This window comes from Streptomyces sp. NPDC111628, from assembly GCF_055635195.1.
On sequence record NZ_JBVKBZ010000001.1, the window covers coordinates 223,175 to 239,280 of the forward strand.

The following is a 16,106-nucleotide window of genomic DNA, read 5'->3' on the forward strand; positions in this document are numbered from 1 at the left end:
GGTCGACGCGATGTGAGCCCGACCACGCAGGGTGACCGAGGGGGTGACCGCCGACGTGAACGCCCGCGCGGGATGGCAGGCTTGGCGCATGCGCCGACCCTTCGCCCTCCTCGCCTCGGCCCTTCTCGTGGGTGCGTTCGCCGTGCCCGCCTCCGCCGCGGACGCGGACGACGGGCCCGCCGGGAGCGACGGCTTCACGATCAAGGACCCGCGCATCACCGAGTCCAGCGGCCTCGCCGCCTCCCGTCTGCACCCCGGCATCTACTGGACGCACAACGACCAGGACACCGGCCCGTACCTCTACGCCGTGGACGGCGCCACCGGCGAGACCGTCGCCCGCGTCGCGCTGTCCGGCGTCGGCACGCCCCGCGACGTCGAGGCGATCGCCATCGGCCCCGGCAACAAGATCTTCGTCGGCGACATCGGCGACAACGACGGCGTGACCTGGCCGTACGTGTGGATCTACGAGCTGCCCGAGCCGACGGAGCTGAAGGACCAGACCGTCAAGGCGACGCAGTACGTCGTGAAGTACACGGACGGTTCCCGCGACGCGGAGTCGATGGTGGTTCACCCCAAGACCGGGCGGGTCTACCTCATCGACAAGCACGAGGACGGCGGGCACCTGTACGAGGGCCCGGCCAAGCTCTCTTCCTCCGGCACCAACGTCTTCAAGCCCACCGTCCCCGTCGACCTCTGGGCCACCGACGCGGCCTTTTCCCCGGACGGTGAGCAGCTCGCCGTGCGCGGCTACCTCGGGGGCATCTGGTACGACTGGAACGGTGGGAAGATCAAGCGCGGGGAGCGGATCAGCGTGCCCCTCGGGCAGGGCGAGTCCGCCACCTACACCACCGACGGCAGGAAGCTGCTGCTCGGCATGGAGGGCGCCAACAGCCCGGTGAAGGCCGAGGACGTGCCGGGGAAGGGTGGCGGTTCCGGCGGCGGCTCCGACGCCTCGGGCGGGGACTCCGCCGGGTCCGACGGCCCGGGCGGGGTCACGCTCAAGGTCGGCGCGGTCGGGCTGCTCCTCGCCCTCGCGGCCCTGCTCGGCCTACGCCGGCTGTTCCGGCGCCGCTGAGCCGTCCGCCGCCGCCCGGCGCGCGGTCACCAGCACCTCCAGCCCGTCCAGGATGCGCTGGAGCCCGAACTCGAAGTGGTCGAAGCCGGTGCCGAAGGCGTCCTCGGAGAGGGAGGACAGCACCGGGTAGCGCCCGCTGGTCATGGCCTTCACCAGCGCCGGCTCCTGGGCCGCCCAGAACTGCGCGTCCGTCAGCCCGGAGCTGCGCTCGGCCTCGCGCTCGTACACCTGCGTGCGGGCGGCCCCGACGACGTATCCGTCGATCATGACGATCGCCGAGATCAGCTCGGGGTCGGTCAGTCCCATCGGCTTGATCCGGGTGAGTACCTTCTCCATGCCGTCCAGGGCGGACGGGCCGAGGATCGGGCGGGACTGGTTGACCTCCAGCAGCCAGGTGTGGCGGCGGTAGAGGGCGAGCGTGGCGTGGCCGAGGGCCTGGAGCGCCGAGCGCCAGCCGCCGTCGCCGAGGCCGGCGGGGTTGTCGGGCGGGCGCTGCACGCGGTCCAGCATCAGGTCGAGCAGCTCGCCCTTGCCGGGGACGTAGCGGTACAGGGACATCGTGCCGGTGCCCAGCTCGGTGGCGATCCGGCGCATCGAGACCGCGCCCAGACCGTCCCGGTCCGCGACCTCGACGGCCACCTCCACGATCCGGTCCAGCGTCAGGCCCGGCCGGGGGCCCCGGCTGGGGCGTCGGCCGGTGTCCCACAACAGTTCGAGGGTGCGGCCGATGTCGCCGCTGCCGCTGGTCTCCGTACCGCTTGCCATGGGGTCAGTTTAAGTCCGCGCCGCAAAACTGAGTACGGTGTACGCGTAATCGGGTACGGTGTACTCAGTTAGGGAACGAAAGGGGGACTGGGACCCATGAGCGAGCGACACGCGGTACGGGCCGAGGGCCTGGAGAAGCGCTACGGCGACAAACGCGCCCTGGACGGCTTCGACCTGACCGTCCGCGAGGGCACCGTGCACGGCCTGCTCGGGCCGAACGGCGCGGGCAAGACCACGGCCGTGCGCATCCTGTCCACGCTGATCCGGCTGGACGGGGGACGGGCCGAGGTGGCGGGCCTCGACCTCGCCCGGCAGGCACGTGAGGTGCGCGCGCGGATCGGCCTCACCGGCCAGTACGCGGCCGTGGACGAGGTGCTCACCGGCCGGCAGAACCTGGAGATGTTCGGGCGCCTGTTCCACCTGGGCGGCAGGCGGGCCCGGGCCCGCGCGGTCGAGCTGCTGGAGCAGTTCGACCTGACCGACGCCGCCGACCGGGGTGTGGGCAAGTACAGCGGCGGCATGCGGCGCCGCCTCGACCTCGCCGCCTCGATGATCCTCGCCCCGGCCGTCCTGTTCCTGGACGAGCCGACGACGGGCCTGGACCCCCGCAGCCGCGGCGAGGTCTGGGACTCCGTGCGCGCGCTGGTGGCGAGCGGCACGACGGTCCTGCTGACCACGCAGTACCTGGAGGAGGCCGACAAGCTCGCCTCCCGCATCACCGTCATCGACCGGGGCCGGGCCATCGCCGACGACACCCCGGACGGGCTGAAGAACCTGGTCGGCGGCGACCGGATCGAGGTCGTGGTCGCCGACCGGAGCGAGATCCCGCGGGTGGTGAAGACCGTCGCCCGGGTCTGCAAGGGCGAACCGGAGGTGGAGGACGAGGCGCTGCGCGTGCACGCCCCGGTCACCGACCGGGTGTCGGCCCTGACCGAGGTGGCGCGCACCCTCCAGGACGAGGGCGTCGCCGTCGAGGACATCGGCCTGCGCAGGCCGAGCCTCGACGACGTGTTCCTGCGCCTGACCGGCCACCGCACGAGCGCCGAGCCCGCGCGGCACGCGGACAAGGACAAGGACAAGGACAAGGACAAGGAGAAGGAGAAGAAGAAGGAGGAGGCGGTGGCGGCATGAGCGCCCTCGACGTCGACAGCGCGGCCCGTGCGGCGACGGCCCCGCCCGAGCGCGGCCGCCTCTACTGGCTGCTCGCCGACTGCGGCAACATCGTCCGCCGCGGCCTGACCCACTACCAGCGCCAGCCCGTCAACATCGCCTGGCAGCTGGGCTTCCCGATCCTGTCGGTCCTCCTCTACGGCTATGTCTTCGGCAGTGCGATGACGGTGCCCGGCGGCGGGGACTACAAGGACTTCCTGATGCCGGGCATGTTCGTGATGACCATGGCGTTCGGCTTCATCAACACCGCGACCGTCGTCGTGTACGACTCCACCAAGGGGGTCATCGACCGGTTCCGTTCCATGCCGATGGCGTCGTCCGCGGTGGTGGCCGGGCGCGGGGTGACCGATCTGGTCGTGGCCTGCGCGGAGTTGGCCATCATGATGCTGACGGCGATGGCCATGGGCTGGCGCCCGGACGGCGGCTGGGGCTTCCTGGCCGCGTTCGGACTGCTGCTGTGGCTGCGGTTCGCGCTGATCTGGATCGGCGTGTGGCTCGGCCTCCTGGTGCCCAACCCGGAGGCGGCGGGCGGCCTGTTCGCGGTGGCCTTCCCGCTGACGATGATCTCCAGCATCTTCGTCGCCCCGCAGCTCATGCCCGACTGGCTGGGCTGGGTCGCCGCGTGGAACCCGATCTCGTCCACGGCGGCGGCGGCCCGCGACCTGTTCGGCACGCCGGTCGGCGGCGGCGACTCGTGGGTCGAACAGCACGCGCTGCTGATGGCGGGCGTGTGGCCGGTGGTCCTGACGGCGATCTTCCTGCCGCTGGCGGTACGGCGGTTCCAGCGGCTGAGCCGGTAGGAGCGGCCAGGGCGTCCGGGCCGGGGTGGAGACCGGGGGAGCGGCGGATCTCCACCCCCGGCTCCACCCATGGGTCCAGGTGCCGCGGCCCTGCTCCGAGGAGCCTTGAGGGCATGACAGCAACTGAGTGGATCACCGACATCGCCCTCGTTCTCGTCGTCTTCCGGCAGCTGCGGGAAGGCCGGCTCGACCACCGGACCTTCCTGATCCCGCTGGGGATCGTGGCCTTCGTGGCGTACTCGTACCTGGACTCCGTCCCGACCGGTGGCAACGACCTGGTGCTGATCGCGGCCCTGGCGGGCACGGGCGCCGTACTCGGCGTCGCGGGCGGCGTCTACACCCGGATCAGGGCACTCGACGGGCACCTCATGATCAAGGCCGGGGCGGTGTCGGCGATCCTGTGGGTGCTGGGCATGGGCGCCCGCATGGGCTTCCAGGTCTGGGTCGAGCACGGCGGTGGCGCCGACGACGTCGCCCGGTTCAGCATCGCCCACCACATCACGAGCGACCAGGCCTGGGTGACGGCGTTCGTGCTGATGGCGGTCACCGAGGTGGTCACGCGGGTGGCGACGATCTACCTGCGCAGCCGGGCCGGGGTCCGGGCCGTGGCCCACTCCGCCTCCGCCGCCCCCGCCGCGTCCGTCCTCGACCGTACGGCCTGACCGTGCGCTATGTTCTGCCGGTGGCCGCCACCGAGAACCCTCCGCCCCCGGCCCCGGGGGCGGACCCGCGTCCGGGTCCGGTCCCCGGCCAGGACCCGCGTGTGCAGTGGGGCCTGAGCCTCGCGGTCGTCGCCGTGGGAGCGCTGACGATCCGGCCCATGGGGTTCAGCGGCCAGGGCCTGGCGGTCGCCCTCCTCTTCGTACTCAACTCCGCGGCGCTGCTCGGCCGGGGCGTGCCCGAGCACCGGGTCCCCCCGCGGGTGGCGCTCACCTGGCTCACCCTCGGCATCGTCGCCGCGGCCGCCCTGCTCGGCGTCAGCGACAGTGGTACGGGCTACCTGTTCGCGTACTTCCTCGCCGGCCACATCGGCTACCGCCTCGACACCGGGCGGGCCCTCACCCTCGCGGCGGCATGCTCCCTGCTCTGCGCCGCCGTCCTGTACTTCCACCTCGGTCCGGGGGACCCGGAGCTGCCCTGGGTGCTCGGCCTCACCACCGGCGTCCCGGTCGTGGTCGGCATCATCAACCGCACCCAGCGCAAGGCCGTACGGTCGGCGCTCTCGGCCGCCGAGTCCGCGGAACGCGCCGCCCGCGCGGAGGCCCGGACCGCCGTCCTCACCGAGCGCGGCCGGATCGCCCGGGACGTGCACGACGTCCTCGCGCACTCCCTCGCCGGGATCAACATGCAGCTGGAACTGGCCGACGCGCTGCTCGACACCGGAGACCTGGAGAAGGTCAGGGAGGCCACCACCAAGGCCCACGGCCTGGTCAAGGAGAGCCTGAAGCAGGCCCAGTGGACCGTACACGCGCTGCGCGAGGACGCGCTGCCACTGCTGGAGAGCCTGACCGCGATGACCGAGTCGTCGGGCCACCACGACGCCCTCACCGTCGCCGGGACCGTCCGGGAGGCACCGGCCCAGGTGACGCAGAACCTGCTGAGGATCGCCCAGGAGGCCCTGACCAACGCGGCCAGGCACGCCCCGGGCGGACGGGTCGAGGTGGAGCTGACGTTCACCGCCGCATCGATCACACTGAGGATCCGCAACCGGCCCGCCACCCGCGCGGTGACGCCGGGCGTCGGCAGCGGAATGGGGTTGATCGGCATGCGCGAGCGCGTCGCCCTGCTGGGCGGGAGCGCCACCGCGGGGCCGGTCACCGAGGGGCAGAATCAGGGCGGCTGGCAGGTGGAGGTAGTGATTCCGGGATGAGTGAACAGGTGGGGAATCCCGTGCGGTTGAAGGTGATCGTCGCCGACGACCAGGCCGCCGTGCGCGAACCGCTCGCCGCGGTGCTCGGCCTGGCCGAGGACATCGAGGTCGTAGCGGCGGCCGCGGACGGCGCCGAGGTACTGGCGGCGGTGGCCGCCGGTCCGGTCGACGTGGTGCTGATGGACCTGCGCATGCCCGTGCTGGACGGCATCGAGACGACCCGCCGCCTGACCGAGGAACACCCGGAGGTGGCGGTGGTCGTCCTGACCACCTTCGCCGACGACGACTCGATCCTGGGCGCGCTCGGCGCGGGGGCCCGCGGCTACCTGACCAAGAACGCCGGACGCAAGGACATCACCCGGGCGATCCGGGCCGCCGGTGCCGGCCAGTCCGTACTCGACCGGGAGGTCCAGGACCGCCTGCTCGCCACGGCCAGGGCGCAGGCACCAGCCCCCGACCAGGCGGCGGCCCGGCATCCCCTGCCGGACGACCTCACACCCCGCGAACGAGAGGTCCTCACCCTGATCGGCCAGGGCCTGTCCAACCGGGGCATCGCCGAGCAGCTCTTCATCAGCGAGGCCACGGTCAAGACCCACATCAACAACCTGTTCGCCAAGGCCCACATCCGCGACCGGGCCGACGCGGTCCGCCGGGCCATCGGGGCGGGGCTGGCCTGAGTCGGCTCTCCGTTGGTGAGTCTTCTGTCAGACCGGTGTGGGAGGCTCCGCCGATGGAATCGTCAAAGGTGATCGAGACACTGTGGGACCGGATCCAGGCCCGCGACTGGGCAGGCGTCGCCGGGCTGATCGCGGAGGACGCCGTCGTCGAGTGGCCGATCAGCCTCGAACGCATCGTCGGCCGGGAGAACTTCGTCGCGGTGAACCGTGAATACCCGGAAGGCTGGTCGATTCGGGTGCTCAAGGTGGTGGCCGAGGGCGACGAGGTCGTCTCCGAGGTGGAAGTGCCGCACGACAGCCTCGGCGTCTTCCGCGCGGCATCGTTCTGGACCGTCCGCGACGGGCAGGTCGTTCGCGCGACGGAGTACTGGACGAGCCTGGGCGCGGACCCGAGGCCCGAATGGCGAGCGGCCCTCGTCGAACCGATGTAGCGCGGCGGGTCGTGCTGGGCTTCGGACATGAAGCGGGGCGCGACACGGTCAGGCGTTCACGGAGCCGTGCTGCGGCGTTCCGCGCACCGGATCAGATGCCGCGTACCTGAACCGGCGGGGCCGGCAGGCCTTCCTGCGCCAGTTCGCGCAGGCGTCGCCCACACGAAGGGCGCCCGGCGGACGATCCGCCGGGCGCCCTCCGTCGTCGTGCGAGAAGCAGCGGCTACAGCTTCTCGATGACGTAGTCGACGCACTTCGTCAGCGCCTCGACGTCCGCCGGGTCGATCGCCGGGAACATCGCGACGCGCAGCTGGTTGCGGCCCAGCTTGCGGTACGGCTCGGTGTCGACGACGCCGTTGGCGCGCAGCACCTTGGCCACGGCGGCGGCGTCGATGTCGTCGGAGAAGTCGATCGTGCCGATGACCTGCGAGCGCTTGGCCGGGTCGGAGACGAACGGGGTGGCGTACTTGGACTCGTCGGCCCACGTGTACAGGCGGGACGAGGAGTCCTTGGTGCGGGCGGTGGTGAAGTCCAGGCCGCCCTGGCCGTTCATCCAGTCCAGCTGCTCGCCGAGGAGGAAGAGTGTGGCCAGCGCCGGGGTGTTGTACGTCTGGTTCTTGCGGGAGTTGTCGATCGCCGTCGGCAGCGAGAAGAACTCCGGGACGTGACGGCCGGACGCGTGCACGCGCTCGGCGCGCTCGATCGCGGCCGGGGAGAAGACGCCGATCCACAGGCCGCCGTCGGAGGCGAAGGACTTCTGCGGGGCGAAGTAGTAGACGTCGGTCTCGGAGATGTCCACCGGCAGGCCGCCCGCACCGGACGTCGCGTCGACCAGGACGAGGGCGCCCTCGTCGGCACCGGCCACGCGCTTGATCGGCATGGCGACGCCGGTGGAGGTCTCGTTGTGCGTGAGGCCGTACACGTCCACGCCGGCCTCGGCGCGCGCCTCGGGGTGGGTGCCCGGGTCGGAGGAGACGACGGTCGGCTCGGCCAGCCACGGGGCGAGCTTGGCGGCCTTGGCGAACTTGGAGGAGAACTCGCCGAAGCTCAGGTGCTGCGACTTGTTCTCGATCAGGCCGTGGGTCGCGACGTCCCAGAACGCGGTGGAGCCGCCGTTGCCGAGGATCACCTCGTAGCCCTCGGGGAGCCGGAACAGCTCGCGGATGCCCTCGCGGACCTTGCCGACCAGGTTCTTGACGGGCGCCTGGCGGTGGGAGGTGCCGAGCAGGGACGTACCGGTGGCGGCCAGGGCGTCCAGCGCCTCCACCCGCACCTTGGAGGGACCCGCGCCGAAACGACCGTCCGCGGGCTTCATGTCAGCAGGAATCTGGATCTCAGCCACGAGCCGGAGGGTATCGCCTCGGCCAAACCGGGCGAAGACATGTCCGTCCGATGAGACGAGATCTCCGCCGTGCGGACCTGTGCCAAGCCACAAGCGCTCATGCTGGAGGGCATGACGGATCTGGAGGCAGCACTGCGCAGGGCCGTCCGCGGCGAGGTCGGGTTCGACACCACGTCCCGGGCGCTGACCACCATGGACGCCTCGAACTACCGCCGGGTCCCGCTCGGTGTCGTGGCCCCGAGGGACGCCGACGACGTGGCGGCCGTGCTGGAGGTGTGCCGGGAGCGCGGGGTGCCGGTGCTGGCGCGGGGCGGCGGCACGTCGATCGCCGGGCAGGCGACGGGTACGGGGGTGGTGCTGGACTTCACCCGGCACATGAACCGGCTGGTCGCCCTCGACCCGGAAGCGCGTACGGCCGTCGTCCAGCCCGGACTGGTCCTCGACCGCCTCCAGGACGCCGCCGCGCCGCACCGGCTGCGTTTCGGGCCAGACCCCTCCACCCACAGCCGCTGCACGCTCGGCGGAATGATCGGCAACAACTCCTGCGGCTCCCACTCGGTGGCCTGGGGCACGACGGCGGACAGCGTGCGCGAGCTGACCGTGCTCACCGCGCGGGGGCGGCGGCTGCGGCCGGGGCAGGAGTGGGCCGGGGCGCCGGAGGGTCTGCGCGAGCTGGTGGACAGCGACCTGGCGCGGCTGCGCACGGGCTTCCCCGACCTCCCGCGCCGCATCTCCGGCTACGCGCTGGACGCCCTGCTCCCGGAGAACGGCGCGGACGTGGCCCGTTCCTTCTGCGGCTCGGAGGGCACCCTGGGCGTGCTGACGGAAGCCGTCGTCCGGCTGGTCGAGTCCCCGCGCGCGCGTGCGCTGGCGGTGCTGGGCTATGCCGACGAGGCCGGGGCGGCGGAGGCGGCGGCCGGGCTGCTGCCGCTCGGCCCGCTGACGGTGGAGGGCATGGCGGTGGACCTGGTGCCGTCCACGGAGGGGCTGCCGAGGGGCGGGGCCTGGCTGTTCGTGGAGACCGGCGGCGACACGGAGGCGGAGGCACGCGCGCGTGCGGAGGCGGTCGTACGGGCGGCGGACGTCGTGGACGCGCTGGTGGTGACCGACCCGGCCGGGCAGCGGACGCTGTGGCGCGTCCGGGAGGACGCGAGCGGTACGGCGACGCGGATGCCGGACGGTTCGGAGGCGTGGCCCGGGTGGGAGGACTGCGCGGTGCCCCCGGCCCGGCTGGGCGGGTACCTGCGGGACTTCAGGGCGCTGCTGACCGCCCACGGCCTGCGCGGCACCCCGTACGGGCACTTCGGCGACGGCTGCATCCACGTGCGCATCGACTTCGACCTGCTGTCGGAGGCCGGGGTCGCCCGCTTCCGTCGCTTCTCGGAGGAGCTGGCGGACGTGGTCGTGGCGCACGGCGGTTCGCTGTCCGGGGAGCACGGGGACGGGCAGGCGCGGGCGGAGCTGCTGCCGCGGATGTACGGGGAGGAGACGGTGGCGCTCTTCGAGCGTGCCAAGGCGGTCTGGGACCCGGACGACCTCCTCAACCCCGGCATGCTGGTCCGCCCGGCCCCGCTCGACGCGAACCTCCGCTTCTCCGTCCTGCCGCGCGAGCCGGTGGACGTGGAGTTCGGCTATCCGTCCGACGGCGGCGACTTCTCGGCGGCGGTACGGCGCTGTGTGGGCGTCGCCAAGTGCCGTACGACGTCGGTGTCGGGGGCGGGCGTGATGTGTCCGTCCTTCCGCGCCACGGGGGACGAGCAGCACTCCACGCGCGGGCGGGCCCGGCTGCTGCACGAGATGCTCGCCGGGGAACTGGTGACGGACGGCTGGCGGTCGACGGAGGTACGGGACGCCCTCGACCTGTGCCTTTCCTGCAAGGGCTGCCGCTCCGACTGCCCGGTCGAGGTGGACATGGCCACGTACAAGGCGGAGTTCCTGCACCACCACTACGAGGGGCGCCGTCGGCCCGCCGCCCACTACGCGATGGGGTGGCTGCCGGTGTGGCTGCGCTGGGCGGCACGGGCGCGGGTCGCGCCGGTCGTCAACGCGCTGGCGTCGGTGCGGCCGTTGGCCGCGGTGGCGAAGCGGCTGGGCGGGATCGCGGGGGAGCGGGAGGTGCCGCGGCTGGCAGGGGAGACGTTCAGCAGGTGGTGGCGGAGGCGGGGAGGGCGGCCGCCCGGGGGCGGGGACCTGGTGGTGCTCTGGCCCGACACCTTCACCGAGCACCTCTCGCCCTCCGTTGGCCGGGCGGCCGTACGGGTGCTGGAGGCGGCGGGGCTGCGGGTGGCGCTGCCGCCGACGCTGCGGGGCCGTGCGGTGATCGGGGACGGTACGTCGCGGTCAGCCATGGCGCTGCTGACGGCCCGTCGGGGCGGCCGGGTCTGCTGCGGGCTGACGTACGTCTCCACGGGCCAACTGGACCGCGCCCGCGCGGTGATGCGCCGCACGCTCGACCTGATGGCCCCGGTGCTGGAGACGTCCGCACCGGTCGTCGTGCTGGAGCCGAGCTGTGCCGCCGCCCTGCGCACGGACCTGCCCGAGCTGCTGCACGACGACCCGCGCGCGGCCCGGCTCGCGGCGCGCGTGCTGACCTTCGCGGAGGCGCTGGAACGCCACGCCCCCGACTGGACCCCGCCGGCCGTGAACCGTCCGGCGGTCGGCCAGACCCACTGCCACCAGCACGCGGTCCTGGGCGACGCGGCCGACCGGCGCCTGCGCGCGTCGGCGGGCCTGACCGGTGAGCTGAGCGGCGGCTGCTGCGGCCTCGCGGGCAACTTCGGCTTCGAGGACGGCCACTACGAGGTGTCGGCCGCCTGTGCGGAGGACCAGTTGCTCCCCGCGGTGCGCGGGGCGTCGCAGGACGCGGTGGTCCTGGCGGACGGGTTCTCCTGCCGGACGCAGCTGGAGCAGCTGGCGGGGGTGCGGGGGCGGCATCTGGCGGAGGTGCTGGCGGAGGCGTTGGAGTGAGGGCGCCGGGTGGGTCTCCTACGGCTGGTGGAAATCGACCTCGGGGTAGGAGGGCAGGGGGCCGTCGAGAAGCGGCTGGGGAACTCCCCGCAGGTGGAGGTCGAAGAAGGCGCGCACGAGATCGCGGGTGATGTACCAACCCCGCTCACCCGGAAGCGGAACTTCTGGGTCGGCCAGTCCCAGTTGTTCCGCCAGCCAGGGGATGTCGGTGAAGGAGAAGTGTCCGGCCCCCGCCACGGTCAGCCAGCGCTTCCAGCCGTCCAGGCGGTCGTAGGTGGCGGCCCAGTCGCTGCCGGTGTTGCCCGGACCGTGGATGGCCTCGGCGCCGACCATCATGAACGGGCGCCGGTCGAGCCCGTACCCCGCGTCCCGGACGAAGAAGCCCCCGTCCAGGTTGACCCCCGCCCGCACCCGGCGGTCCGCCGCCATCGTGGCCATGGCGGCCGCTCCGCCGATCGAGTGGCCGGCGATGCCGACACGGCGCGCGTCGACCACCCGCGCCAGCACCCCCGCTCTCCGGCGGTCGGTCAGTTCGTCGATCACGAAGGACAGGTCCGCGGCCCGGCCCTGTACGACCGTCGCCTCCTCGACATCGGCGCCGACGCGGTCGCAGGCCACGCAGGGCGGGACCCGGCCCCCGGGGAACTCCGTCCCGACGGACTCGTAGGCGTGGTCCACGGCGGCCACCACGTGGCCGCGGGCGGCCAGGTCCTCGGCGAGCGCGGTGAGCGTGGTGCGCGGCATGGAGAAGCCGGGGGACAGGAGCACCAAGGGGAAGCGGCCCGCTGCGGTCGGCGCGGCGAGCCGTGCGTGCGTACGCGTTCCGGCGACCGTCTCGGCCGGGACGACCCCGGCGAGCCCTTTGGCCTCCAGGAGCCGCTGCGCCTCGCTCTCGGTCATGTACGCCGCCGGGGTCCCGTCCGACGAGCGAGCCGGGTAGAACACGGACACCATCAGCTCCCGGCCCCGTGCCGTCGGCACCCAGGGGTCGCGGCGGTGCCGGTCGACGAGGTGCAGGGTGCGGCGGCCCACGGGGCGGGGGCCGGAGGGTCGGGGCAACTCCAGCGCCGGGGCGGACACCGACGACGCGGGCGCGGCCCCCACCAGGGGGACGGACACGGCTCCCGCGAGCAGCGTGGCCAGGACGGTTCTGCGTGAGGTGCTCGAACTGACTGTCATACGGCCGACGTTAGGGTCCGGGCCCCGCTCAACGCGTCAGGCCTGGGCGGTACTTGGGCGTACGCCCGGAGGGTGATCCCGACGGCTGGGATGGCACCGTGGGATCAGTGGTGTCGGCCGGCCGTGAGACAGGGCCGCCGTCGTCGGTGATCAGGTAGCCACGAGCTCGCGCTCGTCGTCATCGAGAGCTCGTGCCGTCGTATTCGGCGAAGACCTCACGCGCCACGGTGTAGCTGTCGAACGCACGGGCGACACCTGCGTAGACGGCCATCTGGATGAAGGCTTCGACGATCTCCTCCTTGGTCACGCCGTTGTGCAGGGCGATGCGCAGCTGGCCGCGGAGCGGCTCCACGATGCCCAGGCTCGCCGTGATGGTGACGGAGATCAGTGCACGGGTGCGTAGGTCGAGATGATTGGTACGGGGCCAGGCGTCGTTGAAAGCATGTTCGGTCGCGATCCGGGTGAAGTCGTAGGCGTTGGCCGGCTCGGATGGCCGGGGTTCGACGAACGGCGCCAGGCTGAAGCCGAGGATCCGCTCGGCGTTGTCCAGGGCCTGGGCGTATCGGGCAGTGTGTTCGGTCATGCCGCGATTGTGCATCGGGGCGGCGAGATGACGGCGCATCGCGAGCCGCGGAGCGTCGCACCCCGCGAGCGGAGCCGGACGAGGACGGACGGCGGTGACGGTCCCGAGGAAGACGTAGGCGGCACCCCGGTGCCGAGTCGGTGAATGGTCCCGTTGATCACCCGGCGGTGGTCCCGCCACCGGCCGCACCGGTCGTTGCCCACCGGCAGCAGGGACTCCAGCACAGCCCACTCGGCGTCGGTCAGACGGACGCGTGACCCGACCCTCCCGGACGTCCACCGTGCTGGGACCACTCCGGCGCCAGGATGGACATCACCGTCGCGTCCACCCGTTCGCCCTCCCAGAGCAGCGCGTCACGCAGCACGCCCTCGGCGACGAACCCCACCTTCTCGTACGCGCGTCGAGCTCGCGGATTGAAGGCGTAGACCTCCAGCGAGATGCGGTGCAGCCTCAGCTTCTCGAAGCCGTACCCGACGAGCAGCCGGGTCGCCTCGGTCCCCAGACCAGAGCCATAACTCCCAGGCACCAGGCAGATGCGGAAGCTGCAACTTTCGTTGCCCGGGTCCCATTCGTTGAGGACCGCCTCGCCGATGACGTTCCCCGTCGCCGGCTCGACCACGGCAAGGTCCAGCCGGTCGTCCTGTTCCTGGCGGCTGTCGTACCAGGTACGTATTGCCGCCTCGTCGAGTGCGCCGTCGTCATGACTGCCGGTCAGCCGTGATGCCTCAGCGTCCAGAAACATGGGCATCAGCGCAGGCACGTCATCCGCCGTGACTGGCCGGAGCAACACCTGTTCCCCGCTCAGCGACGGCTTGCTGAGGAAATCCGGGCGCGGAGCGATACGAAGATGATCAGCCATGGCCGAATTGTGTCCGGCCGCCCCGCCCGCCGTCCTCCTGATATTCGTCCCAGGAGCCCGTGACGGGAAGCAGGCGTTCACCACGGCGTGGCGTCGGAACCGCCTGCCGCGGTGGGGGCGTGATCGTTCGTATGGACGGTTCGGGTGATCAGGTGGAGGCGGCGTCGCGGCGAGGGGGCGGTAGGCGGCCGTGGGTGATCGGGGGCGGGGCGGTCCTCGTCGTGTTGGCGGTCGCCGCGGGTCTGGTGATCGCCGACGACGGGCCCGTCGACATCGCCGCGCCGTACGGCTGCGGGACCGGCGGCGCTCACGGCACCGCGGCCGCCTCCGCCACGCCGGACCGGCCCGCGCCGGACGGCGTCGCCGACTTCGACGGGGACGGGCACCCCGACCTGGCCCTCGGGTCGATGGGGGACGTGGAGGGCGGGGCCGGCGGGGGGAGTGTCGAGGTCGCGTACGGGGCGGGGGACGGGACGGGGATCGCCCGGTGTCAGTACCTGACGCAGGACGACGCCGGGATACCGGGAAAGAACCGGGACGAGTCGTTCTTCGGGACGGACGTCGTGGCCCGCGACTTCGACGGGGACGGGTACACCGACCTCGCCGCCTCCGTCTTCGACTGGGAGCCGAGCGTGATCATCATGTGGGGGTCCGAGGACGGGCTCTCGCGCGCCGTCCGGGTGCCGGGGACGGACGCCAGCCACGTCGCCTGGGACAACGACCCGATCCTGGACGAACAGCTCGCCGCCGGTGACTTCGACGGGGACGGGCACTCCGACCTGGTCTTCGGGCTCGGCTCCGACAAGGGGCTGCTCAAGGGGCCCTTCGGGCGGGACGGCACCCCCGCCGGGACCGGCCACGTCCCCGCCCCGCGTCGGCCCGCCCCCGACGTCGACACCGCGAACTACGGCGGCCTCCTCGCCGGGGACCTCGACGGCGACGGCATCGACGACCTGGTGAGCTTCCACGACGCCGACACCGGACCCGAGGTGCCCTGGCGGGACCGGACCCTGCCGGTGAGCTACCTGCGGGGCGGCCGGGACGGCTTCACGCAGCCCGGGGACACCCGGCTCCCCGACGCGGGCGAGGGGGCGATCGGCGACGTGGACGGGGACGGCATCGACGACCTGGTCCTCAGTCCCCGGGGCGGCGCCGCGAGCCGGAGTTCCGTGACGGTGGTGTACGGGTCGGAGGACGGACCGGGGCCGCGTACGACCACCGTCGACCGGGACACTCCCGGCGTGCCCGGAGAGGAACCCCAGGACGAGGACGCCGTCCTCACCAGTCTGGACACCGGGGACGTCAACGGCGACGGGTACGCCGACGTGGTGGCCGGGGCTCCCCGGTGGGACGTGTACGGGGAGCCGGGGCCGGAGCAGATGCTGTTCCTGGCGGGCGGTCCGGACGGGCTCGGCGGCGAGGGCGCCCGGTTGTTCGACGGGCGCGACCTCGGTGCCGACCCGGGCGGGGACGCCGACTTCGGCGCCGCCGTGGGCCTCACCGACCTGGACGGCGACGGTCGCGCCGACCTCGTGGTGACCGCGCCGGGCAGCGACACAGTCGAGGGCGTCGCGTACCTGCTGCGGGGCACCGCCGAGGGACCGGCCGCATCCGGCGTCACCCGGCTGACCGAGGGCACCTTCGACGACACCGAGGGGCTGGACCTGCTGATGGGCGGCGGGGAGATCGCCCACTAGGCGCTCCAACCCGCGATATAGGACATGGATTGACCTAGATCGGCCATAGCGTGGTCCTCGAACGACGGAGCAGGAACACCGGAAGGCGGAGACCCATGACCACCATCGAGTCCAGCACCGAGCTCACCACCGAGTCCAGCACCGAGCTCACCACCGAGCCCATCACCGGCGAGCGCGCCGACCTGCTGGAGATGCTGGCCAAGCACCGGCACTTCCTGCGCTTCACCACCCGTGACCTCACCGACGAGCAGGCCGGGCTCCGGACCACCGTCAGTGAGCTGTGTCTGGGCGGCCTGATCAAGCACACGACCGCGGCCGAGCGGAACTGGACCGCCTTCATCGTGAACGGCCCCTCGGCGATGGGCGACTTCACGGCCATGACCGAGGCCGACTGGGCCCAGCGGGCCGACGAGTTCAAGATGCTGCCCGGCGAGACGCTGGCCGGTGTGCTGGACGCCTACGCCGAGGTGGCCCGGCGGACCGAGGAGCTGATCGCCACTCTGCCCGACCTGGGGGCCACCCAGCCGTTGCCGAAGGCGCCGTGGTTCGAGGCCGACACCGAGTGGTCGGCGCGCCGGGTGCTGATGCACGTCATCGCCGAGACCGCCCAGCATGCCGGTCACGCCGACATCATCCGGGAGTCCCTGGACGGCGCCAAGAGCATGGGCTGACCCGCCCGCCGCATGGGCTG

The 16,106-nt window shown here is 72.5% G+C and carries 15 protein-coding genes; 10 read left to right on the forward strand and 5 right to left on the reverse strand.

Annotation, left to right across the window (positions count from 1 at the left end; all coding sequences use genetic code 11):
• Positions 1-88: 88 nt before the first annotated feature.
• Positions 89-1,075 carry a WD40 repeat domain-containing protein gene (locus ACZ7MF_RS01125; RefSeq protein ID WP_471473778.1) on the forward strand — a complete coding sequence of 329 codons (987 nt, stop codon included), beginning with the start codon at positions 89-91 and terminating at the stop codon, positions 1,073-1,075.
• Here the strand turns inward: ACZ7MF_RS01125 and ACZ7MF_RS01130 are convergent.
• Positions 1,049-1,840: a TetR/AcrR family transcriptional regulator gene (locus ACZ7MF_RS01130; RefSeq protein WP_471473779.1), complete on the reverse strand. Its 792-nt coding sequence runs from the start codon at positions 1,838-1,840 to the stop codon at positions 1,049-1,051. The genes ACZ7MF_RS01125 and ACZ7MF_RS01130 overlap by 27 nt on opposite strands.
• A 96-nt stretch (positions 1,841-1,936) precedes the next feature.
• On the opposite strand from ACZ7MF_RS01130, the gene ACZ7MF_RS01135 reads away from it, so the two are divergent.
• The 6 genes from ACZ7MF_RS01135 to ACZ7MF_RS01160 all read left to right on the forward strand — a co-directional run bounded on the left by ACZ7MF_RS01135 (position 1,937) and on the right by ACZ7MF_RS01160 (position 6,788).
• Positions 1,937-2,971: an ATP-binding cassette domain-containing protein gene (locus ACZ7MF_RS01135; protein WP_471473781.1), complete on the forward strand. Its 1,035-nt coding sequence runs from the start codon at positions 1,937-1,939 to the stop codon at positions 2,969-2,971.
• On the forward strand, positions 2,968-3,810 hold the full coding sequence (locus tag ACZ7MF_RS01140) for an ABC transporter permease (RefSeq protein WP_471473782.1): 843 nt from the start codon (positions 2,968-2,970) through the stop codon (positions 3,808-3,810). Before ACZ7MF_RS01135 ends, ACZ7MF_RS01140 begins: the two co-directional genes overlap by 4 nt.
• Before the next feature lie 113 nt (positions 3,811-3,923).
• The gene (locus ACZ7MF_RS01145; protein ID WP_471473784.1) at positions 3,924-4,472 is read left to right on the forward strand and encodes a hypothetical protein; all 549 of its coding nucleotides are present in this window, start codon (positions 3,924-3,926) and stop codon (positions 4,470-4,472) included.
• Positions 4,473-4,474: 2 nt separating this feature from the next.
• Positions 4,475-5,680 (forward strand): sensor histidine kinase, encoded by a 1,206-nt coding sequence (locus ACZ7MF_RS01150; RefSeq protein ID WP_471473785.1) that lies wholly within the window; start codon positions 4,475-4,477, stop codon positions 5,678-5,680.
• Positions 5,677-6,357 (forward strand): response regulator transcription factor, encoded by a 681-nt coding sequence (locus tag ACZ7MF_RS01155; RefSeq protein WP_471473787.1) that lies wholly within the window; start codon positions 5,677-5,679, stop codon positions 6,355-6,357. The genes ACZ7MF_RS01150 and ACZ7MF_RS01155 overlap by 4 nt, the downstream gene beginning before the upstream one ends.
• A 53-nt stretch (positions 6,358-6,410) precedes the next feature.
• Positions 6,411-6,788 carry a nuclear transport factor 2 family protein gene (locus ACZ7MF_RS01160; RefSeq protein WP_471473789.1) on the forward strand — a complete coding sequence of 126 codons (378 nt, stop codon included), beginning with the start codon at positions 6,411-6,413 and terminating at the stop codon, positions 6,786-6,788.
• Positions 6,789-7,011: 223 nt separating this feature from the next.
• Here the strand turns inward: ACZ7MF_RS01160 and serC are convergent, their stop codons facing one another.
• Positions 7,012-8,130: a phosphoserine transaminase gene (serC, locus tag ACZ7MF_RS01165; protein ID WP_471473790.1), complete on the reverse strand. Its 1,119-nt coding sequence runs from the start codon at positions 8,128-8,130 to the stop codon at positions 7,012-7,014.
• A 111-nt stretch (positions 8,131-8,241) separates the two neighbouring features.
• Here serC and ACZ7MF_RS01170 point away from each other — a divergent pair, with 111 nt between their 5' ends.
• A complete protein-coding gene (locus tag ACZ7MF_RS01170) occupies positions 8,242-11,097 on the forward strand; it encodes an FAD-binding and (Fe-S)-binding domain-containing protein (protein ID WP_471473791.1) in 2,856 nt (951 codons plus the stop codon).
• Between the two features lie 18 nt (positions 11,098-11,115).
• Here ACZ7MF_RS01170 and ACZ7MF_RS01175 read toward each other — a convergent pair whose 3' ends face one another.
• From ACZ7MF_RS01175 to ACZ7MF_RS01185, 3 genes are all read right to left on the reverse strand, one after another.
• Complete coding sequence (locus ACZ7MF_RS01175; RefSeq protein ID WP_471473793.1) at positions 11,116-12,276, reverse strand: alpha/beta hydrolase family protein; 1,161 nt, start codon at positions 12,274-12,276, stop codon at positions 11,116-11,118.
• A 178-nt stretch (positions 12,277-12,454) separates the two neighbouring features.
• Positions 12,455-12,859, reverse strand: coding sequence for a carboxymuconolactone decarboxylase family protein (locus ACZ7MF_RS01180; RefSeq protein WP_471473794.1), 405 nt, complete (start codon positions 12,857-12,859; stop codon positions 12,455-12,457).
• A 241-nt stretch (positions 12,860-13,100) separates the two neighbouring features.
• Positions 13,101-13,718, reverse strand: coding sequence for a GNAT family N-acetyltransferase (locus tag ACZ7MF_RS01185; protein WP_471473796.1), 618 nt, complete (start codon positions 13,716-13,718; stop codon positions 13,101-13,103).
• Positions 13,719-13,912: 194 nt separating this feature from the next.
• On the opposite strand from ACZ7MF_RS01185, the gene ACZ7MF_RS01190 reads away from it, so the two are divergent.
• Both ACZ7MF_RS01190 and ACZ7MF_RS01195 read left to right on the forward strand, forming a co-directional pair.
• The gene (locus ACZ7MF_RS01190) at positions 13,913-15,415 is read left to right on the forward strand and encodes an FG-GAP-like repeat-containing protein (protein ID WP_471473797.1); all 1,503 of its coding nucleotides are present in this window, start codon (positions 13,913-13,915) and stop codon (positions 15,413-15,415) included.
• 95 nt (positions 15,416-15,510) lie between these two features.
• A complete protein-coding gene (locus ACZ7MF_RS01195; RefSeq protein WP_471473799.1) occupies positions 15,511-16,086 on the forward strand; it encodes a DinB family protein in 576 nt (191 codons plus the stop codon).
• Positions 16,087-16,106: the final 20 nt, after the last annotated feature.